This window comes from Lysinibacillus sp. DFXJR4, from assembly GCF_057196045.1.
This window is the reverse complement of the sequence record NZ_JBXUNW010000010.1, coordinates 77793-99022: the sequence shown is the minus strand read 5'-3', so window position 1 is coordinate 99022 and position 21230 is coordinate 77793. Positions and strand designations below refer to the sequence as shown.

Sequence of the window (21230 nt, the reverse complement as noted above, 5' to 3'; positions counted from 1 at the left end):
AATCCTAAAAATGAATTCATGTTGATTATTTTCCTTTTACACTACCAACCAATTATCTAACAATGATTCGAATGATTAACTGGTTAACTATTAAGTTAGCTTCACTACCAAATATCATTAAAAAATCATTATAGGTTGACATAAAAAAATTTGAAATATACAATCAAAATTATTAACCGGTTAACAATAATCGAATCACAATAAGGATAGGTGTAACAAATGGATAAAACAATTGATGCTATTGAAGCTTTGCAACGATTAATTACAGAAAGAGAATCAGCTGACAGAAGAAGAAAACGAATGAATGTAAGTCAGGAAGAAGCAATTGTTTTCGATTGGACACTGACACAATTACACATCGTTGCAGTAATCAAAGAGAAAGGAAAGGCGAATAATATTATGCTTTCTGAAAGTTTAAATGTATCTAAACCAGCGATTACAAAAGCAGTAAAGAAGTTATTGGAACATAATATTCTTGAAAAAATACAACAAGAAGATAATAAAAAAGAAGTATATTATTTACTAACAAAATCAGGAGAGATGCTTGCACTTATCCATAATCGATTACATGAGCAGGCAAAAAATCGTTATTTAAGTATCTTTAACAATTTTAATACAACGGAGTTAGAGACAATTATTCGGTTTTTAAACGCTATTACTGAAAACATTAAGTCACATTAAAGCTGTAAAAGGAGAAAGTGTATGTCTCGACTATCTCAAGCAAAAATACTAGCATTGTATTTGTTAAGTATAAGCAGTTTCTTCGCTTCTTTAAATCAAAATATTTATACACCAGTCATTCCACTAATTCGAGATTCTTTTAGCGTATCTATTAATTTGGTGAATTTCACTGTGAGTAGCTTTATTTTTATCATTGCGGTGGTTCAAATCTTTTTAGGAACGGTGATAGATACTAAGAATCAAAAACGGTTGTTAATCTTTAGTTTCATTTTAATTAGTATCTCGACCATTGTTTGCGCATTTACAACCAACTTTTTGCTCTTTATGATTTTTAGGATTGTTCAAGCGATTGGTGCTGGTATTATCCCCTTAGTTACGATAAATATGATTTCACACTTATTTGAAGGGGAAGCAAGAGGGAGCGCAATCGGTACATATCAAATACTGCTTACCCTTGCACCAGCAGTTTCACCAATATTAGGAGGAATATTAGGCGAACATTATGGCTACCAAGGAATTTTTCTATTTCTTTTTCTTATTGCTACCGTATTACTTATGTTTATTATGTATGTTTTTCCTAACAACGAAAAAAATGATCTTCAAGAAAATTCCAGTAACTTTACCCAAACCTATCGAGCTATTTTTTTGAATCGTGTTGGTTCTATTACGATGATTGTAGGCTTTTTTGTCTTTTTTATACACTTTGCCATTCTGGTCTTTTTACCGATATTACTCAACGATCATTATCATATATCATTACAAAACATTGGATTATTATACTTACCTTTAACTGTTAGTATGATTTTTGGGAGTGTTATCTTTAAAAAAATACAGAAGAAAGTTGCATTGAAGAAGCTGTTTATCACTGTTTTATTTTTCATTCCCTTGTTAATTATTGCCTTTGGTTTTCTGCATACCAAGTCAATTATAGGATTAAGTATCATATTGTTTATGTATGGCTTAACAATTGGGTTTGCACCTCCACTATTTTCAACTATTATAAGTAACGAATATAGCGAACATAGGGGAGCTGCCTTAGGACTGTTTAATTTTATCCGTTATTCAGGTATGGCAATTGGTGGGATGTTTACTGGCTTAAGTGTTGTTCTGCCAAGTACTCTCGTCTTTATTTTTTGTGGAGTTTTGCTTTTTCTTATTTCTCTCTACCAGTATCCTAGTATAAAGAATAGATCTATGTAACAAAAAATTTATATCCTTGTTAATAGTTAAAAATAAAAAGTAGAACGTTTCAGACTTGCTCCCTCTTTCCAAATGAGCTCGTACCTCGATCACATAACAAAAAAGCCAAGGATTAAGGTTAATTGAGTACTTTGTCTTAGGTGTGTTGTTGAGGATTGATACATCTCACCCCTTTTTGCAGAAGTACTGGGGGTACTGTCAGGAAAATGCTGATTTACAACGCTAAGCCCTTTTTCCTGACAGTAGCCCTTTATGTTGTTTCAATTTATTTCATTCAATATTCTTATAACCAGGGATATCTTTTTGATATCTTGCAAAAAAATAATATCAGTAAAGTCATTATTATAATCCTTGTTAATGTAAACCACTTCTTTAGATTCAAATTCAGTGCAGTTGTACAGGTCAATCATTGCATGCTTTACTTCCACTATAGTTTAGTCCACACTGGCTTTAGGTATGTACTCCTTGTAAATCCAACTACCTTCTAACGTTACTTGCCATTCTGCGTAAGCTGTTCCACTTATGACTACAGAGGCGAACATCCCCTTTTACTAAAAACTGCACCTGCTGTCAATACTTTTTATCAATTGAATCTCCTCTTTCTTTTTTGCTTAAAAATCCAAACAGCCACCTCCCACCTACCTTTATCATAAAAATATTGTAAGTTAAAAACTAGATAAAATAAAAAATCTGCAAGACCTTAGCAGCTATTTCCACTAAAAATCGAGCAGATTTCTTTTTTGTTAATTATTACTTACGAATCGCTTCGAAGGTAACCAATCCACTTTCTATAGAAGGCTTCTTATTATGGATATACTCAGCTGAACAAGTTATGTTAGAAAAACCTATATTTTTTAATATTTGCTGAAATTCTTCAATTCCATACCATCGCAATGGGAATCTCTGCAGCTCTGTATCTACTAATTTCCCACTCTTCCATTTCTCGTATTTTAAAACAGTAAGAGTGGTTTGATTGATCCAATCCATCTCTACAGATTTACTTTCTAACGCTATTCCCTCGGTGTCTGATAGCTGATAATAGGAGGTAGAAATTTCTCCTGTACGCCAATGTAATGGCAGTAGCAAGTCCACTATTAGACGACCACCGGGAACCAAATGATGATATATACATGTTAATGCATCAATTGCTTCCTTCGATTGCTCAATTAAACAAAATGACCCAGTTGGCATGACCACAGCTTCATATTTTGAATGCAATGAAAAATTATTTAAATTACCTTCATAAAGCCTTGCAGGTAATCCTCTTTCTGCGCATCGTTTTCGACAAGAGGCTAGCATCTCTGGTGAGTAATCAATTCCCTCCGCATCAAAACCCTTCTCTAATAAAGGTATAAGGAAACGACCAGAACCTACCCCTGCTTCTAGAATCTTACCATTTGTTCCTGTTAAACGATGAAGATAATACTCAATATCCCCATTTATGGAATGGCCTACTGGTTTCGTAAAATCATAAAGCTCTGTACTTATTGGACCATAATAACTATACATGTCAATTCCTCCGATTTTATGCAGAAGAATCTAGTAAATTTTAGTTCTTCCACACCTCAAATTTGTTTGATAGAAAAATAGAGCTGACTGTCATCATAAATCCCTCGCTTTCAGTAAAATATAACAAAATTATACATTTAATTTCGACTGTAATCAACATTATAATATTTTAGTAATGAGAGCTGCACTGTCTTGATTTTACTTCCCTTATATTTCTATCAATCATTCGCTTGCATTTTCATTTGCAATATTAGCACAAATTATCAAAAGGTAATGTTCGATTGCCGTTATCATTAATGACAGGAAGGGGCTATGATATGGATTATTTTGAAAGAATACAAAACGCTATTGAATACATTGAGGAGCATCTACAAGATGAATTAATCATTACTGATATATCAGCAAAGGCTTATTTCTCTGCATTCCATTTCCAAAGACTTTTTCAAGCTATTACTGGTTTTTCTGTTCAGCAGTATTGTCGAAATAGGCGGTTATCTGAGGCAGCCATACTATTAGAAACTACCACCAATAACATTTTAGACATTGCAATTGCCTTTCATTATAGCTCACAGGAGGCTTTTACGCGTGCTTTTGTCAATTACATTGGTGTGACCCCCGCAAAATATCGAAAAGAAAAAAATGTCGTTCCCCTTCAAAGTAAACTAAACTTTTTGGATTATAAAATGAAGGGAGATTTCATCATGAATAAGCCTGAAATGATTTATTTACAGAAAAAGTTTATTATTGGATATGAATACCAAACAACCTTACTAGATGAAAAATATTTTATAGATATTCCTGAATTTTACACTGATTTTGGAAAAAATCATTATTATGAGCGAATTCCTCATAAGCTTACTCCCAATTTCGCTTATGGACTATCCACTAACTTTCATGACGATGGACAATTTTCCTTTATTATTGGTGAAGAAGTAACGGGCAATACGGAATCACTGGACAATGGCTTTGTCAAATTTGAAATCCCTGAGGGCAAATATGCGGTATTTTCCATGAAAGGAACTTCAGAGGCAATTCAAAATATACGACGCTATATTTATGGTGTTTGGCTACCAAATTCTAATTATGAAAGAAATGAAGGTCCTGATTTTGAAATAACAGATGTAGTCAATTCAGCTTATCCAAACGATATGAAAATGAAAATTTACATTCCAATTAAAGCGTAACAAAGGAGAGAACATTATGAATTTAACAAAGGTATTTGAGGAATTTCCAATATTACGTTCATCCAAGCTAGAGCTAAAAAAAATTGAGGATCGCCATTTACAAAAGCTATTTGACATTTATGATAATGAAAAAGTATTTGAGTTTTGCGGAATTATTCCAAAGCACAATCTTCAAACTGTTAGTAAAATGATTGGCCATTTTGATAGAGACTATCAGAAGAAAAGCAGAGTAAAATGGGGTATTTTTCAAAAATCTCAGAATGATACATTGGTTGGCATTATTGAAGCAATGGATTTTAATCAGAAAGTGGATATGGTAACAATCGGCTACTATTTAGCTGAGGCGTATTGGGGTAAAGGCATTGCCACTGAAGCTGTACATATGATTGTAAAATATTTATTTGAAGAGGTTGCCATTAATCGGATACAAGCTGAAGTGATGCCACTGAATGAACCGTCAAAAAAGGTACTCCTAAAAAATGGCTTCCTCAAAGAAGGACTAATAAGACAGGCTTCACTTTGGTCTGGTAAAGGTATAGTAGATTTAGAAATATACGGTTATCTTAAAGAGGACTATGGTGCCAGCAAATAAATTTCTTACAGACTAGAGCACTTGGTGGTTCTAGTCTTTTTTATTAAATAGCTATTTTTAGTTTTCCCCCATTTTCAAAAAGTAAAATCCTAAATGGACTTTGTACCAGTTCTACGTTGCCTTCATATCATAGACTAATTATAGAACTGGTAACAGCAAATATTCCAACAATAAGGGTGAACATAAGGTATGGAAGATAAGCGTTATCTTAATCGTATTAATTGGAATTTTGACAACTATCATAAATTTGATAAATGTTACTGTCAATCCAAAACATATTATTGTAATCATGACAAAGGCTCTACAGAAGATAATGAATTTGATGAAGCCGATACTTATAACATAAAATATTATAATTCTAAGGATGTTAAGCAAAAACAGAGAAATGACAACCTGAATAATCATCATGGTCAAGAAATAAATAATTGCAAGAACTGTCCTTGTCATCTTTTACAATGTCTTGATCCTGGAACATTGGTAGACGTTTTTCTTGCAAAAGGTGGTAATTTTTTAAATGTTTACTTCTTGTATTTCGATAAACCAACTAGCTGTGCGTACTTCCTTCAAATAGGAGCAGCAGCTATGCCTATTATTATAGATTGTGAAAGAATTGAGGCTATTCGTAAAATTTAAGGTGGACTAAGTAGGCTCTTCCAAATGAGCTTTATGCCAAAGTGATGTTGGTCTCCAAGGCGTTTTCAAGGAGGGAAAAATCGGTTTAATCTAATGAAAGTATTCTATAAAAAAATGACCAGTTATTCTCATTCTTTAGAGAATAACTGGTTTTTAGTAATCCATTATTTATTATTAATCCAACTGATTAACTCTCTATCAAAAGTTTCAGGTTCTTCATACATTGGATTATGACCACTCTTTTCAAAAATAACCTTTTTGACATTTTTGTCTAGTCCATCTAATGAATCCCAAAGCGAAACAGGCGCAACTAAGTAATCATATCTACCTAACCCTACAAGAACAGGTTTTTCAACATCAGCCAATAAGTGAATCAAATTGCGTTCGGCAAATGCTACTCCCCAAAGATAATCAATGATTTGCATATTCGTATAGACGCCTTCCCACATATCTGTAGCATCAAATGTGTAATCATAGAAACTATGTGCTCCCATTCGAAGACACATATGGACAAAACGTCTTTCAGGGTCATTCCGAATATCATTTTCTAAAAAAGCAATATCATGCTCAAATTGTCTTTTTCGCTCAGGACCTGCTGTTTCGTTAAAATAAGAAAAGCTTTGCTGCTGTCTTTCTTGACTATTTGTCGGTGCAGAATTCAATAGGATAACTTTGTCAATATATTGAGGATATTTTTTAGCATAGGCCAAGGCCATAAATGCATGTCCAGAATGACCTAAAATAATGAAATTCTCTAGCTTGAGAAATTTTCTCGCAGCTTCAATATCTTCTACAATTTTATCTAATGTATAATCCTTTTGTTTTAGTTCTCGAGGTGATTTTACAAATCCTCGGTGATCTAAAAAATAAAATTGAAAATGTTTATAGAGATTTTCAGAGAATAAGCGAGGGTAATAAACACTACTGCCAATTACCACTATTTTCTTCCCTTGTCCCTTTACACTATATGTTAAATCGAAGCCTTCACAATTGATGTTATTCATACTAATAGTCCTCTTTTCTAATTGTTTTAGAAGAGCTATTATGAAACTCTTCCTTCTATCACTCCCTTTCGATTTTACATTCCCGTGTCTTTTCCATTGAACGTTCAAGCATTCATGCTCACCTCAAGCATTTTTTATATCTATTATACCATTTAATCATGACAAGCTATAAATGATTTTCCAGATGCCGAGCATGTAAAGATTTTCTATGCTATGACGCTCTATAACTTAAAGGATCATTCAAAATCAATGGAAATATTATTAAATACTCTCTTATCCACTTCGAATCATGAAGGTATAAATGCATACAGCAAAGCCATTAAGTTTTATAGTGATAAACTTGATCAAATATTTGAGTAATCAATAAAGCATAAAAGATCAGGTCACAATATGTAAACCTGATCTTCTTCTAATTAGTTCGCAATCTTTGTCTTTCTTGATAAAGTAGCTACAAATATAAATAAAATTATACCACTCAGGAAAAACAAATAACTTAATGGTATTAAAAAGAAATTTCTTTCCACAATTGTTCCATCTGCCATTAATTCATCTCCAATTATTCCCTTTGTAACTAAACATAAAATTCCTAAACAAATTGGCAAAGTAGCAAATATATATTTTTTCATCTTTATCCTCCGTTGAACTTTTGCTCCTCTATCAAATAGTAAACCAAAATTGAAATCTATTTTTAACACTTGCTATTGATATAGTAACTGCACTTACATTCTAAGTCAATATTTTTTTATCGAAAAACAATAAATAAATATTGTATTACCCCTTTCGTTTAATCCATAAATTTGCATAATAAAATAAGAACATGCATTCCCCCTCTTTTAATTATTTTTACGTGAATTGATTTTTTGTATTTAATTTGTATGGCGCGAGTGTAAACATATAATTTAATAATTATAATGTCGGATAATCTGTAATATTGATAAAAATTACGGCTGCTAATTAAAGCAACCGTCGGTGTAATAAAATTCACTTTTCTCTGATTAAAGTTACAATTAATTCTATATTGCCTTAGAAGTTTGTTGAATTAGTGCGGCTACCATTTTATCCATCTGTGCAAATCGATCATCCTTTGTTTGACCATTTGCATAGCGATAGTAAATTTGCTGACAAATTACAGCTAATTTAAAGTAGGCAAATGTAATGTAATAATCTATAGCAGAGACATCACGTCCACTTTTCTCTGCATAACGCTGTATAAATTCCTGACGTGTATAAAAACCTGGCAAAATCGTTACTGGTGGTTCTCCTAATGCGTATAATAGCATTTTAGGATCATCTGCATGCATCCAGTAGCTCATTGCCACGCCTAAATCAGCTAATGGGTCCCCTACTGTCGTCATTTCCCAATCAAAAAGTCCAATCATTTCAGAAAAGTCATTGGAAAACATAGCATTATTCAGCTTGTAATCATAATGAATAATCGTTGCCTCACTGTTAGTAGGAATATGCTTCTTTAACCATGTTGTCAACGCTTCAACCTCAGCATACTGTGCTGTTTTTGCTTTGTCATAGCGTTCGATCCAGCCCTGTACCTGCCGCTCCATAAATCCGTCTGGCTTGACCATTTCCTTAAGCTTTGTCTCCTGATATGGGATTGCATGAAGTGCTACCAGTGAATCAACCATCTTTTCAGATATCTGGCGTGCTAGTTGCTCGTTATGCTCAATGCCTTTAGGAAAATGTGTGTCTAACACGATGCCCTTCTTCCGTTCCATTAAGAAAAAATCACTACCAATAATTTCTCGGTCTTCAACGTAAACAAACGGCTCCGGAGCAACAGCTAAAAATGGATATAAGGCAGATAAAATCGTAAATTCACGTTTCATGTCATGTGCTTTTTTGGCGACTGGTCCATGTGGAGGTCGACGAAGAACGACTTCAAAATCACCTACTTTTAGGCAATAGGTCAAATTTGAATGGCCTGCACTAAATTGTGAAATTTCGAGAATACCTTCTGGTAAATCTGGAAATTGCCTTTTTAAAAATGACTGTAATTTCACTTCATCAAGACGTTCACTTGCCCTTACTTGTATCGTATCCATCCAAACCCTCCTTTAAATAATTGAGCTCATGCCACCATCTACAACAATAACATCTCCTGTTACATAATCTGAGGCAGCTGCCGCTAAAAATAACGCAACACCTTTTAAATCATTCTCAGAGCCTAAACGCTTTAATGGTGTGGCACTCATTAAATACTCTTGTCCACGTTCAATTAAAACATTTGACATTTTTGTTGGGAAGAATCCTGGTGCAATCGCATTCACATTGACGCCATAAGGCCCCCATTTTACGGCTAAATCCTTTGTTAAGGTAATAACGGCTCCCTTACTCGCGTTATAGCCAATAGTATCCATAAAATCTGGTAATGTACCGCCTAACCCTGCAATTGAGGCGATATTAATAATTTTGCCACTTTTTTGTTCCAGCATTTTTTTGCCAACTGCTTGACTCATTAAAAATGTACCGTTTACGTTAACATCAAATACTTTTTGCCAAGCCTCATATGGCATTTCAACAGCAGGAGTTCCCCAAGACGCTCCACTATTATTTACTAAAATATCAATATTGCCGAATGTATCGATAGTTTTTGTTACCACGTTTGCTACATCGTCTGATTTTGTTACGTCGCAGGCAAGAGCCAAGGTTTGTACACCTAATTTGGCTAGCTCTGCTGCTACCTCTTCACATGCCTCTACCTTTCGTGAGCACAGCACTACATTGGCACCAGCCTCTGCAAAGCCTTGTGCAATTTGAGCACCTAATCCACGTCCTCCGCCTGTTACGATGGCTGTCTTTCCCTTCAGACTGAATAAGTCCAGTACCGTCATTTCACCAGCTCCTCTAATTTTTTAGCATGTTTTTTCAGCTCCAACTTAGCAACGGTATTGCGATGCACCTCGTCTGGTCCATCTGCTAAACGCAATGTACGAGAATTGGCCCACTGTGCAGCAAGCGTTGTATCAGGTCCAACTCCAGCAGCACCAAAAGCCTGAATGGCTCGATCAATAACTCTTAAAGCCATATTTGGTGCAACCACCTTAATCATGGCAATTTCTGCTTTTGCTTCTTTATTACCCACTGTGTCCATCATATATGCTGCCTTTAGTGTTAACAATCTAGCCTGCTCGATATCGATACGGGACTCAGCAATCCGCTCACGCATCACACCTTGATCTGCAAGTGGTCGATGAAAGGCCCGTCGCTCCTGCACACGTATACACATTTCCTCTAATGCTCGTTCAGCAGCCCCAATAAGACGCATACAATGATGGATTCGACCGGGACCTAATCTTCCTTGTGCAATGGCAAAACCCTTACCTTCCCCCCATAATATATTGTCCACAGGTACGCGAACATTCGTGAACGTTACCTCCCCATGTCCTTCTGGTGCATGGTCATAGCCAAAGGCCGTTAGCATGCGCTCTATTTTTACTCCATGTGTGTCCATAGGAACGAGAATCATTGATTGTTGCTCATGGATAGGTGCTTCAGTGTCTTTATGTTTCCCCATAAAGATCGCGACTTTACAACGCGGATCTCCAGCACCTGTTGTCCACCACTTATGCCCATTTAAGATGTAAAAGTCCCCATCACGTTCAATGCTTGCCTCAATATTAGTCGCATCGCTTGACGCAACTGCTGGTTCTGTCATGGCAAAGCAGGAACGTATTTCTCCACGTAATAACGGTTCTAGCCACTGTTTTTTCTGCTGTTCTGAGCCATAGCGCACAAGCACCTCCATATTGCCTGTATCAGGTGCATTACAGTTAAAAACCTCTGGCGCAAGTAAAGAGCGTCCCATAATTTCACATAAAGGCGCATACTCTAAATTTGTTAAGCCTGCCCCATATTCACTATCTGGCAAAAATAAATTCCATAAGCCTGCATCCTTTGCTTTTTGCTTTAGCTCTTCCATTATTGGTGGAATTGCGCCCCAACGATCCTCCATTGCATCAACCTGTGCTGCATACACTGCCTCATTTGGATAAATGTACTGCTCCATAAAATTAGTCAGCCGTGCCTGTAAATCTACTACCTTTTCACTATAAGAAAAATTCATAGAAAAGCCCCCCTTTGTTTGAACATCACAATCAATTTCGCCTTAGCGTAATTGCATCCGGATTTTGAATTGTGCCTAGGACTGCACGAAGGCCGACATGATGTCGGTCATTCGGTAATGCCACAGAACGTAGCGTTTTTACCGATGCAGGTCAGTTTGCCCTTTTCGCAGGATGCGGAGATTTTAGGCAAACATCCTTTTATTCATTCCTTTGAAAATCCGTGACAACCTGAAGATAAAAAATGAATGAATGTTCATTTTATTTCTTACATTAAATGTTACCGCTATATTTCCTGTAAATCAATCATCTATTTCAGAAAAATTTGAATGATAGAGAAAATTTGGTCATGAATCAGCATTTTTGATAGGTAGGGAAATTTTCAAAACAAAAACATTACTTTTAGTGATTAGGACTCAAAAAATTGCACTATATTTGCTAATAAGTGACGAATGGCAAGGGGTAAATGACGATTTTTTAGAGATACTAAATACACATTGCGCCGTAAATTTGGACCATCTATTTCTTTTTGTACAATAGTTTTTGCGGTAGGACCTTGTAAGTAATTTTCCGGTAAGATTGTAATCCCTAAATTTTCTCGAACAAGCGATACAGCCGTTTCAAAACGTTCAATTTCATATTGAATATTCATCTTTACGTTAGCCTGCTCGAACGCACTTAAAATATCAAGCCTCGTTTGAAATCCTTCTGTACTAATGATAAATGGTTCATTGCATAAATCAGCAAACGTCAGTCGATCCTTTTCTGCTAATGGATGATTTAATGGTAAAACAGCAACAAGACGCTCTTCATATAAGCTCTGAACTTCTAGCTCGTCATCATCCATCCGCTGATTAGTAATAATTACATGTGTTTTATAACTTTTTAGTGATTTTTTAACCCGCTTACTGCCTAAAATATCTACTAAATGAATCATCATTTGTGGATAGTCTCTTTTATAGTTTGCAATAACTTTTGGTAGCCAATGCTTGATGGATTCCATCACACCTATCGTCACTTCACTTGTACCATGCACAATCACTTCATCCATTTCTATTTTTAAAACTTCCATATTTTTTAAGATCACTTTTGCTCGTTCATATAAAAGTTCACCTGCTTCTGTTAGTTGGAGATTTCTTGTATTTCTTTTCAATAAGGGTGAGCCAATCTCTTGCTCTAATTTCTTAATGGCATTGCTTAAGGAAGGCTGCGAAATATGCAATTTCTCTGCTGCCTTTGAAAAATTCATTTGCTCTGTAACAGCAATAAAATATTGTAACTGTTTTAAATCCAACATAAAATCACTCCTATTTATAGTTAAAAGCTATAGATTAATAATAATTATATATTAGTAATTATAATTATGTGAATATATAATAAATTTACAACATTATTTACACTACAATAATATTGGAAATGGGGTTAAAAGGTTATGTATGCAATGACAGATCAAAAACAATGGGAAGGCCGTATAGATTCCACTACTAATACGAGTAGTTTTCGTTTACATCAAAAGGTAAAAAGAATTCCGATTAATGATGTAAGCGCTTCAGATTATCAGCATGCTGCTATTGTTGGCTTTATTTGTGATGAGGGTGTACGCCGCAACCAAGGTCAAATAGGGGCGGCAAGTGGACCAAACGCTTTACGTTCCGCATTAGCTAGCCTACCTTGGACTTTCACTGAGGAACAGCAAGTAATTGATGTAGGCAATATTCTGTGCCTCAATCATGCATTAGAGGATGCACAAAGTGAACTAGGTGGAATTGTTCAAACACTACTCACTAAAAAATGTCAATGTGTTGTGCTTGGTGGTGGGCATGAGACATTATATGGTCACTATTTAGGAGTTCGTGCAGCATTGCCAAAGGATGCCAAAATCGGCATCGTCAATATCGATGCACATTTTGACTTACGACCTTATGATGAACAGCCATCTTCTGGTACCATGTTCCGTCAAATTTTAGAGCAGGATCCATATACTGATTATTTGGTCCTTGGCATTCAGCGCTATGGCAATACTAATGAGCTATTTGAAAAAGCAGATGAATTACATGTGAAATATATATTAGAAGAAAATATGACAGCTGAAAATAAAGTGCAAATTCTCAATGATCTTCAGCACTACATGGATAATCATGATTATGTGCTGTTAACGCTATGTATGGATGTGCTAAATGCTGCCTTTGCACCAGGTGTTAGTGCGCCCTCTCCGTTTGGGCTTGACACAACGACTGTACGCACAATACTGCAAAAGGTAACATCACATCCAAAGACACATTCTTTTGATATTTGTGAGGTAAATCCTTCTCTTGATGAGAACGGACGCACAGTTAAATTAGGTGCTTATTTTGTCTATGAAGCACTAAATAACTTACTGAAGGGGCAAGGTTCATGATCGAATTTAATCAAATTACAACTATCTTTTTAGCAGCTGCCCTATTAGGTTTAGGTAGCTGGCTAATAAGCAGAATCAGCTTTTTAAAACGTTTTTGCATTCCAGCACCAGTTGTTGGGGGCTTATTATTTGCCGCATTAGCAACTATTTTAAAGACAACTGGTACCTTAGAAATTTCTCTTGATACATCTTTGCAAAGCCTATTCATGATTACCTTCTTCACAACAATCGGCTTAGGCGCAAGCTTTAAACTAGTGAAGCTAGGTGGTAAGTTATTGATAATCTACTGGTTAGCGTGTGGCTTCCTTGCACTGATGCAAAATGTGATTGGTGTATCTCTTGCATCCCTAATGGGCATCCATCCATTAATTGGTATGATGGCGGGTGCTGTCTCCATGGAAGGTGGGCATGGTGCAGCGGCAGCGTTTGGACAAACATTAGAAGACTTAGGTATTTCTTCTGCCATGACAATTGGTGCAGCAGCAGCTACATGTGGATTAGTTGCTGGTGGCTTAATTGGTGGCCCTATTGTGAAGTACTTAGTCGGTAAGTATAATTTAACTCCTGATGAACAAGAAACAGAAGAAATAGATTATGAAAATAAACATGAGCAAATTACATCTAATTCATTCTTTTCACAGGTAATAATCATTACATTTTGTATGGCTGTAGGTACGTATGTTGGAACATTGTTCTCAGAGGCGACAGGCTTTGTATTACCGGGCTATGTAGGTGCCATGTTTGTTGCGGTAATCGTACGTAATATTATGGATAAAGTAAAGCCAGCAGCGATTAACATGAAAAGCATTTCTTTAATCGGTGATGTGACATTAGGTATTTTCCTTTCAATGGCACTCATGAGCATTAAATTATGGGAAATTGCCGATTTAGCACTTCCACTATTTATTATTGTGTTCGCACAAGTCTTCTTTATCGTTGTATTCAGTACTTTTGTATTATTTAAATTACTTGGGAAAAATTACGATGCGGCGGTTATGGTTGCAGGCTTTGCAGGTCATGGTTTAGGAGCAACACCAAATGCAATGGCTAATATGTCAGCTGTTGTCCAACGCTTCGGTCCATCGAAAAAAGCATTTCTTGTTGTACCAATCGTTGGGGCATTTTTAATCGATGTCTTTGGTATACCAATCATTATCACAACGATTAATTTATTTAAATAATGAAAGAGCCGTGCAATCGTCTATTTTGACAGATTGCACGGCTCTTTTATTGGGCTTTTATTATTGTAATATTTCACTAACAGTAACAAATTCGTAGCCTTGCTTTTGCAAGTAAAGAATAACGTTTTCGAGACCGTTTGCTGTTGATTGATGAATATCATGCATTAAAATAATGCTTCCATCTTTCACTGATGCTTTAACATACGCTAAAATCTTATCAGCGTTGCGATGCTTCCAATCAAGTGTATCGATTGACCATAAAATGGAGGGCATTGTTATTACAGAACGAACTTGCTCATTCGTGGCACCATAAGGTGGACGGAAAACTGTTGGGTACTGACCAATTGCTGCATAAATAGCATTACTTGTTCGATCCACCTCTTGCTTGACACTTCCTGCTGATAAGTTGGTTAATTTAGAATGATTCCATGTATGATTCCCTACTTCATGTCCTGCATCATATATTTTTTCCACTAATGCAGCATTTTTAGTAACGTTTTTACCAACCATAAAAAAGGTTGCATGAGCATCGTATTTTTTTAGTATTGCTAAAATTTGTGGCGTAACCTTTGCATCTGGACCATCATCAAATGTTAATGCTACTCGTTTCTTTTCCCCTTTTGCTACTTGAACACCTTTATTATAGACTTTATTATCTAGCTTTTTAATGTCCACTAGCTCTGAAGCCTTGACATAACCTTTTAGTGTATCTGTTTCTACATAGGCCCAGCCAGCAAGTATTGTATATTGCTGCACTTCTGTTTTATTTGCAATTGTACCAAGCACTTCACCACTAGGACTAGCTGTTAAACGAAGGGTAGCTCCATTTTTAACATTTAATTGCTTTTTAATTACAACTGGCTTCTTTAAAGAATTCGTTGCTACATAGCCCATTTCCTGACCATATTGGACAAAGGACCAACCTCCGGGTGCTGATCCGTATACATAAATTAGGCTATTTTCATAAAGCTGCCCTGTTTTTTGTGAACTAGGACTAGGATATGTAAATAAAGATGTTCCACCCTTATTAGCTACTATATACTTTTCAGATGTCAGACTTGCTAATGCTGTCTTTTCTACGTAGCCCTCCAGCTGTTGCCCTTTAATGGATGCCCATTCCCCACTTATAGATACAACTTTTACATAGCTACCCTTTGCTATCTGACCGATTACGGCACTATCTACAGAAGGTTCAACATATACAGCTGAGTCTTTGGTTATTTGCTGGATTGGTGATGCACCCTCCGCATTTGCATCTGCTACAAATAGAAAGCTAATTAAAAATGTCAAAAAAATAGCATAGGGTAAAAGCTTTTTCATTGTTCTCCACCGTCCTATATTATCATAGATGTCATTTCACATGCGTGTTTGTTCTGAAAAATAGAGATTTCTACTTACATGATAGAATAATAGATTATACCAAAAAATAGTAAAAATCAACTAGTTTTTGTAATTAAAAATTTCTTCATCAATATGCTTTGGTAGCTGGGATCAACTGCATATTGTTGAATAGTTTGTTCATGTTTTGTTAAAAATTCTTCAACGATTTCTTCCTCAAAAAAATCATTTCCATGTGGTAACGTCGGGAAAAGAGACTCCATTTCAGTTATCAGCTCATCTCTAGGAACCTCATATAATTCTCCATCGATTTCAAAGCCATAGCCCTGTGCATTTGGAACTAAAATTGCACCCATCATTGCATTATAAACCAATGCTTTCTCTTTTGATGTGGAAGAAGAAAACCAACTATTTAAAGCCTCATTGTCATTTCGATAAATGACACGTAATACCTCCCCTCTTAAATCAAAATGGTCAACTGTATCCCCATGCATGAATACAGTATTTGCTATTTTACTGACCTTCATATGATCCCCCACATATGTGCCGATAAAAGGCTCCCAAGCAGCCTTCTCTTTTTCCGGTGCCTGTGTGGTGCATCCTACTAATAAGACGATTGTTAGGACTAAAAAAGTTGCTAATTTTTTCATGTTTTTTTCCTCCTATATTGCTTCATAGGCTGTTAGGGCATCTTCAATATGCTGTGGTGGCGTCCATGCTTGCCCTGCTGCATTCGTTGTAATGAAGAGATAACGCTTACCATTTTTTTCGATAATAGATGCTAAACAAAGACCCGCTTCAGGCGTGTAGCCCGTTTTCCCTCCAACGATTGCCCCATCAGCTCCAGCTATTTTCATAAAAAGCGAACTTGATATTGTCAGTTCATTTGGAACATGTGTTATATAGCTTTTAGAGGTTAAAATTTGATAAAAGGTTGGATTTTCAATAGCATAACGAAATAATTTACTAAGATCACGCACACTTGAAACATGGGCGTCATCATGTAGTCCGCTTGCATTAACAAAATGTGTATTATCCATCCCCAATTCCAGTGCCTTATTATTCATAAGTGTCACAAAAGCTTCCTCACTGCCTGCAATAGCATCTGCCAATGTTCCTGTAGCATCTGCTCCAGAGGCTAGCAGGGTACCATATAATAAATCCTCCATCGTTACAAAATCACCTGCCTTAAAACCAGCCATAGAAGCATTTTGTGCAGTAAATTTTGTAATGGTTTGTGGTTCAACAATGGTTTGCTTTTGAAGATTGACACTCCCCTCAATAGCCACAATTGCTGTCATAATTTTCGTTAATGAGGCTGGATATATAATGGCATCTGCATTTTTTTCATATAGGACATCCCCTTTTTCGTTCAGCAGCAAAGCATTTTTACTATGTAATGTAGGTAGCTCTATTTGTGCATTTTCCGAAGTGTTATCAAGATAATAAAAAAGGAAAGCTGCCACACAGATACAACAAAATAAGACAAATTTTTTCATAAAAAAACGCCCCCCACACATTATAATAGGGGGCAATTCTGAATATTCCTGTAGGTAATTTATGAAGAATTTCTTAAGATACGACCTAATCAATTTCGCCTTGGCGTAATTGCGTCCGGATTTAGACCGAGTTCCGCTATTTCAGTAGGTGCTTGGACACCCACTGAAAAGGAACCCAAACCGCATTCATCTTACCACCTGTAGAGGTGGGAGTCTTCTGCTTAATGAAGATAAAAATCATCAAAATCTGAATAGATCGTGGTAATGGTGTTATTTGATAATTTAAAGAACATATCCTGTGATACTGTTAGCTTTAAGGCATCTTCCCTTCCTAAGCCAGCATAAAGCCCACGTAAAATTCGTCCTGTTAAGCCATGTGAAATCGCGATTACTTTTGGTTCGCGCTGTATCTCCTCTAGCCAATCACTTATTCTACTTGTAACAGCTTCATAGGTTTCCCCATCTGGTGCATGAAAATACCAGCTATAAATGTCTCCTTTGTGAAAGCGTTTTGGCCAAGTACTTTCAATTTCAGACGTTGTTAGTCCTGCCCATTGACCGACAGCAACTTCAGCTAATCGTTTGTCCTGCTGAACATTTTGAACATCATATCCTATTGTTTCACAGATAATCGCAGCACTTTGCATGGCTCTTCCCAATGGGCTCGATACAATTTTCCACTCTTGAGGATTGCCAATGATACTTTTTAGCATACATGCATTTTGCTGTACTTGCTGAATGCCAGCTTCAGTTAAAGGTGAATCAAGCTCACCTTGGTAACGACCCTGTAAATTAAATTCTGTTTCACCATGGCGAAATAGGTAAATCGTTTGACTCATTCTGATTTCCTCCTATGTATTCTCAAAATAACAGAATAATATAGGTTAAGCCCAAGAACAAGCATAAAGGACTGTATATCCAAGTATCATATCGAGCAAACTGAGAATGCTTTATTTTCTTAAAAAATCCTAGATAGTTAAAATCACCAATAGCTCGAATCATAAAAACGGTAGCACATACGATACTTCCAATCTTAGTAAGAGCACTTGTCTGAAGGCTCTCTAAGTAACCTGCTTGAAAAATTAACATGAAACTAGCCAGCAAAATAAGAACAGCAACAAGTATGGTCCCAAGCTTTCTTGGCTTAAAAATAGGCTGTTGTTCTCCCTTTTTTATCGGAATGACTGCTGCTGTTCCCCATCGACCTCCAAAAGCCCAATAAATATGAAGCACACTGATAAACCACAGAAGACCAATTGCTATAAATGTTATTACTGTTGTCATGGTTGCCTTCCTCTTTTCCATCATAACTTAACAAAACATACACTACCGTATGTTATAGTGTAAAAGTAGTCCCTAATAAGGGTTTACACCATATTAGGGACCTTAGTGAATATGCATTAATAATCTTAGCATTTTTTCTATCTCAAAATGGGGATTTGCTTCAAACCTTGTCATCCACCCCACATACGTCAAATAGGCTAATCTTGCCCGATCTAATGATTCAACATCATCCATGCCTATTTTCCGATATAATTTTGCCACACAAGCAATTCTCTGCTCTTCAATCTCGACTAATCTTGCTGCAACAGCCAAATCATATTTAGCCCATGCATAAATGCCAATCTCTATTTTTTTATCTCTGCTAAAGCTAATACGTAGCAGCTGTTCCAACGTAGCCTGCTCCTGCTCCATACTTTGAACAATCTGCTTTGTTGCATGTATTTCCCAATAATCGAGCATTGCATCCAACAGCTCTTGATGATCACGAAAATAATGGTAAAAGCTACCTTTGCTAATCTTAAGTAAGCGGGCAAGTGCTTCGATTCGAACTTTATGTATTCCTGCATCAGCTAGTTGTTGTAATCCAGCCTTAATCCAATCTTCCCTTGTTAATTGCATAGTCATTTCTCCATAAAAATACGATAGCGTATGTTTTGTGTTAGATTACTACTTTTCTTATTACTTGTCAATTATTCAGTTGGTTTGTTTTTGAGAATTTTTATACTATTACTGACTGTAATATTGATAGTTAATACCCTTGGCAAAATACAAGCACCTACTAAAATAATTGTCACAAGCTTTTTCATTTGTCATCCCCTTTTTTAGTTTAAATGACCAAAGTACCTTACTATAAGCTACTTTGGTCCTTATCATTATTAAAATGTATTATCAAATAGATTTTCTGTAATACCGAGTAAAATATCATCCTCTGCAAATGTCATAAGCTCTTGCTTGGTAATATTGTTTTGCTGAATTAGACGATTTGATTGGATAGTTACTAGCTTTTCGAATAAATTTCGAATATATCGCCCATTTGAAAAATTAGGAATCGACTCAATCGGAATTTTGTGAAGTTGATCTCTCATATGGTTTGCAAATGCTTCTTCATATTGATAATCATTGTTTTTACATAGCATAGCAAAAATATCATAAAGTTCCTCTGTGCTAAAATTATCAAATTGTACAAAATGATTAAAGCGTGATTTAAAGCCTGGGTTAGCTAATAGAAATTCCTCCATCAGCTCTGTATATCCCGCTACAATAACGACTAAATCATCCCGTAGATCCTCCATTGCCTTTAATAGGCTATCAATGGCTTCCTTCCCAAATGCATCTTGTTTATCATTAACCAGTGAATAGGCCTCATCGATAAAAAGCACGCCGCCTTTTGCCTTATTGACTACTTCCTGTACCTTTAGAGCTGTCTGACCAACATAACCTGCAACTAAGCCCGCGCGATCTGTTTCTACAAAATGGCCGCTTGAAAGAACGCCGAGATGCTTATAGATTTGACCAATAATTCGAGCAACTGTTGTTTTCCCTGTACCGGGATTACCAGAGAAGACAAGATGATAAGTTATTGGGAAGCTTGTTAATCCATGATCGACACGTAAGCTTTGAATTTTAATAAAGTTAATGAGGTTATGTAATTCCTTCTTAGCATTTGGAAGTCCAACAAGATTATCTAATTGCTGTTGTAATTTCTCAATTTCTCGCTCAATTTCCGGTGTTATCCGTAACCGTTCACCATTAATAAACTCACCGCTATAAATAATCTTGCCATTTTCATTAAAATAATCTCCGCGGCCATGCTTTTCTCCATTTACAAGCTCACCGATATAGCACGCCTGTCCACTACCATAATAAAGAGTACCATGCCCTGTCATAGCATCCTCTTTAAATTGGCCCTCCGCCTCAAGCACACCTAGTCTTGAGTAAATCTTTCCCTTGCCATGCTTTGTATCCTCAAAGAAATACCCTTCGTATTGAAGTGTAGATACCCCACTCACCAGCTCCTCTGCACTTGGAGTCTCAGGTGCATAATAAAGCTTTCCTGCCCCCTGCATATGATTCCATATAAAATCACCTTCATATTGTAAAAAGCCGTTTGGATAATACTGTTTTCCTTTTCCTTTCTTCATGCCATGGACAAAATCACCTTCATATTGCGGCTGATCTAAATGGGGATACTGTGCTCGTAACTCCAGAAACGGCGCAATCAAATCTTCCTCATAATATAAAATTCCATAACCATCCATTAAATCATTACGAAAATGACCCTCGTAATAAATATGTCCATCTTTATATAAAATGCCATTTCCTTGTTTTTTGTTTTGAATAAATTCACCTTGGTAAATCATTTGACCTTTTAAATACATAATGCCATTTCCCTGCTTCATGTGATTGGCAAATTCACCCTCGAATAATAGTTCCCCGTCTTGATCGAATAATGTCCCCTTACCATCATAAATGTCATGTCCAAAATCGTTTTTTTTCACACCACCACGATACATTACAGTGCCGTCAGGATAAAATAGCTCTTTTTCTTCATAATTATGTGTCATTTTATTGCCATCCTTTATCAATTCAGTATATGCTCAATTATAGCGTGGAAAAGTATACATATGTGTGAATTTTTTGAATTTAAGGAG

21 protein-coding genes are annotated in these 21230 nt (G+C 36.1%); 7 read left to right on the top strand and 14 right to left on the bottom strand.

The window, feature by feature from the left end:
* Positions 1–219 precede the first annotated feature (219 nt).
* On the top strand, positions 220–681 hold the full coding sequence (locus AC2CGN_RS17990; RefSeq protein WP_484515337.1) for a MarR family transcriptional regulator: 462 nt from the start codon (positions 220–222) through the stop codon (positions 679–681).
* A gap of 21 nt (positions 682–702) precedes the next feature.
* The gene (locus AC2CGN_RS17985; RefSeq protein WP_484515335.1) at positions 703–1881 is read left to right on the top strand and encodes an MFS transporter; all 1179 of its coding nucleotides are present in this window, start codon (positions 703–705) and stop codon (positions 1879–1881) included.
* A gap of 750 nt (positions 1882–2631) precedes the next feature.
* On the opposite strand, the gene AC2CGN_RS17980 is transcribed toward AC2CGN_RS17985, so the two are convergent.
* Positions 2632–3390: a class I SAM-dependent methyltransferase gene (locus AC2CGN_RS17980; RefSeq protein WP_429981999.1), complete on the bottom strand. Its 759-nt coding sequence runs from the start codon at positions 3388–3390 to the stop codon at positions 2632–2634.
* Positions 3391–3707: 317 nt separating this feature from the next.
* Here AC2CGN_RS17980 and AC2CGN_RS17975 point away from each other — a divergent pair, with 317 nt between their 5' ends.
* The 3 genes from AC2CGN_RS17975 to AC2CGN_RS17965 all read left to right on the top strand — a co-directional run bounded on the left by AC2CGN_RS17975 (position 3708) and on the right by AC2CGN_RS17965 (position 5799).
* On the top strand, positions 3708–4574 hold the full coding sequence (locus AC2CGN_RS17975; RefSeq protein WP_484515333.1) for a GyrI-like domain-containing protein: 867 nt from the start codon (positions 3708–3710) through the stop codon (positions 4572–4574).
* A gap of 16 nt (positions 4575–4590) precedes the next feature.
* On the top strand, positions 4591–5166 hold the full coding sequence (locus AC2CGN_RS17970) for a GNAT family N-acetyltransferase (RefSeq protein WP_429982001.1): 576 nt from the start codon (positions 4591–4593) through the stop codon (positions 5164–5166).
* 189 nt (positions 5167–5355) lie between these two features.
* A complete protein-coding gene (locus tag AC2CGN_RS17965) occupies positions 5356–5799 on the top strand; it encodes a hypothetical protein (RefSeq protein ID WP_484515331.1) in 444 nt (147 codons plus the stop codon).
* 164 nt (positions 5800–5963) lie between these two features.
* Here AC2CGN_RS17965 and AC2CGN_RS17960 read toward each other — a convergent pair whose 3' ends face one another.
* From AC2CGN_RS17960 to AC2CGN_RS17935, 6 genes are all read right to left on the bottom strand, one after another.
* Positions 5964–6803, bottom strand: coding sequence for an alpha/beta hydrolase (locus AC2CGN_RS17960; RefSeq protein WP_484515329.1), 840 nt, complete (start codon positions 6801–6803; stop codon positions 5964–5966).
* Between the two features lie 413 nt (positions 6804–7216).
* Positions 7217–7429: a DUF3955 domain-containing protein gene (locus tag AC2CGN_RS17955; RefSeq protein WP_429985448.1), complete on the bottom strand. Its 213-nt coding sequence runs from the start codon at positions 7427–7429 to the stop codon at positions 7217–7219.
* Positions 7430–7816: 387 nt separating this feature from the next.
* A complete protein-coding gene (locus tag AC2CGN_RS17950) occupies positions 7817–8860 on the bottom strand; it encodes a phosphotransferase family protein (protein ID WP_484515327.1) in 1044 nt (347 codons plus the stop codon).
* Positions 8861–8872: 12 nt separating this feature from the next.
* Entirely contained in the window at positions 8873–9649 is a 777-nt protein-coding gene (locus AC2CGN_RS17945; protein ID WP_429982005.1) for an SDR family oxidoreductase, read from the bottom strand.
* Positions 9646–10881, bottom strand: coding sequence for an acyl-CoA dehydrogenase family protein (locus AC2CGN_RS17940; protein ID WP_429982006.1), 1236 nt, complete (start codon positions 10879–10881; stop codon positions 9646–9648). Before AC2CGN_RS17940 ends, AC2CGN_RS17945 begins: the two co-directional genes overlap by 4 nt.
* A gap of 407 nt (positions 10882–11288) precedes the next feature.
* Positions 11289–12173: a LysR family transcriptional regulator gene (locus AC2CGN_RS17935; RefSeq protein WP_429988989.1), complete on the bottom strand. Its 885-nt coding sequence runs from the start codon at positions 12171–12173 to the stop codon at positions 11289–11291.
* A gap of 138 nt (positions 12174–12311) precedes the next feature.
* Here AC2CGN_RS17935 and hutG point away from each other — a divergent pair, with 138 nt between their 5' ends.
* Together hutG and gltS are read left to right on the top strand one after the other, a co-directional pair.
* Positions 12312–13277 (top strand): formimidoylglutamase, encoded by a 966-nt coding sequence (gene hutG, locus AC2CGN_RS17930; RefSeq protein ID WP_429985452.1) that lies wholly within the window; start codon positions 12312–12314, stop codon positions 13275–13277.
* On the top strand, positions 13274–14458 hold the full coding sequence (gene gltS, locus AC2CGN_RS17925) for a sodium/glutamate symporter (RefSeq protein ID WP_286924165.1): 1185 nt from the start codon (positions 13274–13276) through the stop codon (positions 14456–14458). Before hutG ends, gltS begins: the two co-directional genes overlap by 4 nt.
* A 60-nt stretch (positions 14459–14518) precedes the next feature.
* Here gltS and AC2CGN_RS17920 read toward each other — a convergent pair whose 3' ends face one another.
* The 7 genes from AC2CGN_RS17920 to AC2CGN_RS17890 all read right to left on the bottom strand — a co-directional run bounded on the left by AC2CGN_RS17920 (position 14519) and on the right by AC2CGN_RS17890 (position 21143).
* Positions 14519–15778, bottom strand: coding sequence for a polysaccharide deacetylase family protein (locus tag AC2CGN_RS17920; RefSeq protein WP_484515324.1), 1260 nt, complete (start codon positions 15776–15778; stop codon positions 14519–14521).
* 116 nt (positions 15779–15894) lie between these two features.
* Positions 15895–16446 (bottom strand): hypothetical protein, encoded by a 552-nt coding sequence (locus AC2CGN_RS17915; RefSeq protein ID WP_429990106.1) that lies wholly within the window; start codon positions 16444–16446, stop codon positions 15895–15897.
* Between the two features lie 12 nt (positions 16447–16458).
* On the bottom strand, positions 16459–17295 hold the full coding sequence (locus AC2CGN_RS17910; RefSeq protein WP_484515322.1) for a D-alanyl-D-alanine carboxypeptidase family protein: 837 nt from the start codon (positions 17293–17295) through the stop codon (positions 16459–16461).
* Positions 17296–17516: 221 nt separating this feature from the next.
* Positions 17517–18134, bottom strand: coding sequence for a histidine phosphatase family protein (locus AC2CGN_RS17905; RefSeq protein WP_484515320.1), 618 nt, complete (start codon positions 18132–18134; stop codon positions 17517–17519).
* Positions 18135–18156: 22 nt separating this feature from the next.
* Entirely contained in the window at positions 18157–18579 is a 423-nt protein-coding gene (locus AC2CGN_RS17900) for a DUF3995 domain-containing protein (protein WP_286924170.1), read from the bottom strand.
* A 102-nt stretch (positions 18580–18681) separates the two neighbouring features.
* Complete coding sequence (locus AC2CGN_RS17895; protein WP_484515318.1) at positions 18682–19197, bottom strand: TetR/AcrR family transcriptional regulator; 516 nt, start codon at positions 19195–19197, stop codon at positions 18682–18684.
* Positions 19198–19454: 257 nt separating this feature from the next.
* Positions 19455–21143, bottom strand: a complete 1689-nt coding sequence (locus AC2CGN_RS17890; protein ID WP_484515316.1) for an AAA family ATPase — start codon at positions 21141–21143, stop codon at positions 19455–19457.
* Positions 21144–21230: the final 87 nt, after the last annotated feature.

Excerpts from the sequence above, each read along its gene's own strand:
- AC2CGN_RS17910 (WP_484515322.1), bottom strand. The coding sequence starts at position 17,295 with ATGAAAAAATTTGTCTTATTTTGTTGTATCTGTGTGGCAGCTTTCCTT.
- AC2CGN_RS17955 (WP_429985448.1), bottom strand. The coding sequence starts at position 7,429 with ATGAAAAAATATATATTTGCTACTTTGCCAATTTGTTTAGGAATTTTA.
- AC2CGN_RS17915 (WP_429990106.1), bottom strand. The coding sequence starts at position 16,446 with ATGAAAAAATTAGCAACTTTTTTAGTCCTAACAATCGTCTTATTAGTA.
- AC2CGN_RS17920 (WP_484515324.1), bottom strand. The coding sequence starts at position 15,778 with ATGAAAAAGCTTTTACCCTATGCTATTTTTTTGACATTTTTAATTAGC.
- AC2CGN_RS17965 (WP_484515331.1), top strand. The coding sequence starts at position 5,356 with ATGGAAGATAAGCGTTATCTTAATCGTATTAATTGGAATTTTGACAAC.
- AC2CGN_RS17990 (WP_484515337.1), top strand. The coding sequence starts at position 220 with ATGGATAAAACAATTGATGCTATTGAAGCTTTGCAACGATTAATTACA.
- hutG (WP_429985452.1), top strand. The coding sequence starts at position 12,312 with ATGTATGCAATGACAGATCAAAAACAATGGGAAGGCCGTATAGATTCC.
- AC2CGN_RS17905 (WP_484515320.1), bottom strand. The coding sequence starts at position 18,134 with ATGAGTCAAACGATTTACCTATTTCGCCATGGTGAAACAGAATTTAAT.
- AC2CGN_RS17975 (WP_484515333.1), top strand. The coding sequence starts at position 3,708 with ATGGATTATTTTGAAAGAATACAAAACGCTATTGAATACATTGAGGAG.
- AC2CGN_RS17985 (WP_484515335.1), top strand. The coding sequence starts at position 703 with ATGTCTCGACTATCTCAAGCAAAAATACTAGCATTGTATTTGTTAAGT.
- AC2CGN_RS17960 (WP_484515329.1), bottom strand. The coding sequence starts at position 6,803 with ATGAATAACATCAATTGTGAAGGCTTCGATTTAACATATAGTGTAAAG.
- AC2CGN_RS17980 (WP_429981999.1), bottom strand. The coding sequence starts at position 3,390 with ATGTATAGTTATTATGGTCCAATAAGTACAGAGCTTTATGATTTTACG.
- gltS (WP_286924165.1), top strand. The coding sequence starts at position 13,274 with ATGATCGAATTTAATCAAATTACAACTATCTTTTTAGCAGCTGCCCTA.
- AC2CGN_RS17940 (WP_429982006.1), bottom strand. The coding sequence starts at position 10,881 with ATGAATTTTTCTTATAGTGAAAAGGTAGTAGATTTACAGGCACGGCTG.
- AC2CGN_RS17945 (WP_429982005.1), bottom strand. The coding sequence starts at position 9,649 with ATGACGGTACTGGACTTATTCAGTCTGAAGGGAAAGACAGCCATCGTA.
- AC2CGN_RS17900 (WP_286924170.1), bottom strand. The coding sequence starts at position 18,579 with ATGACAACAGTAATAACATTTATAGCAATTGGTCTTCTGTGGTTTATC.
- AC2CGN_RS17890 (WP_484515316.1), bottom strand. The coding sequence starts at position 21,143 with ATGACACATAATTATGAAGAAAAAGAGCTATTTTATCCTGACGGCACT.
- AC2CGN_RS17895 (WP_484515318.1), bottom strand. The coding sequence starts at position 19,197 with ATGCAATTAACAAGGGAAGATTGGATTAAGGCTGGATTACAACAACTA.
- AC2CGN_RS17970 (WP_429982001.1), top strand. The coding sequence starts at position 4,591 with ATGAATTTAACAAAGGTATTTGAGGAATTTCCAATATTACGTTCATCC.
- AC2CGN_RS17950 (WP_484515327.1), bottom strand. The coding sequence starts at position 8,860 with ATGGATACGATACAAGTAAGGGCAAGTGAACGTCTTGATGAAGTGAAA.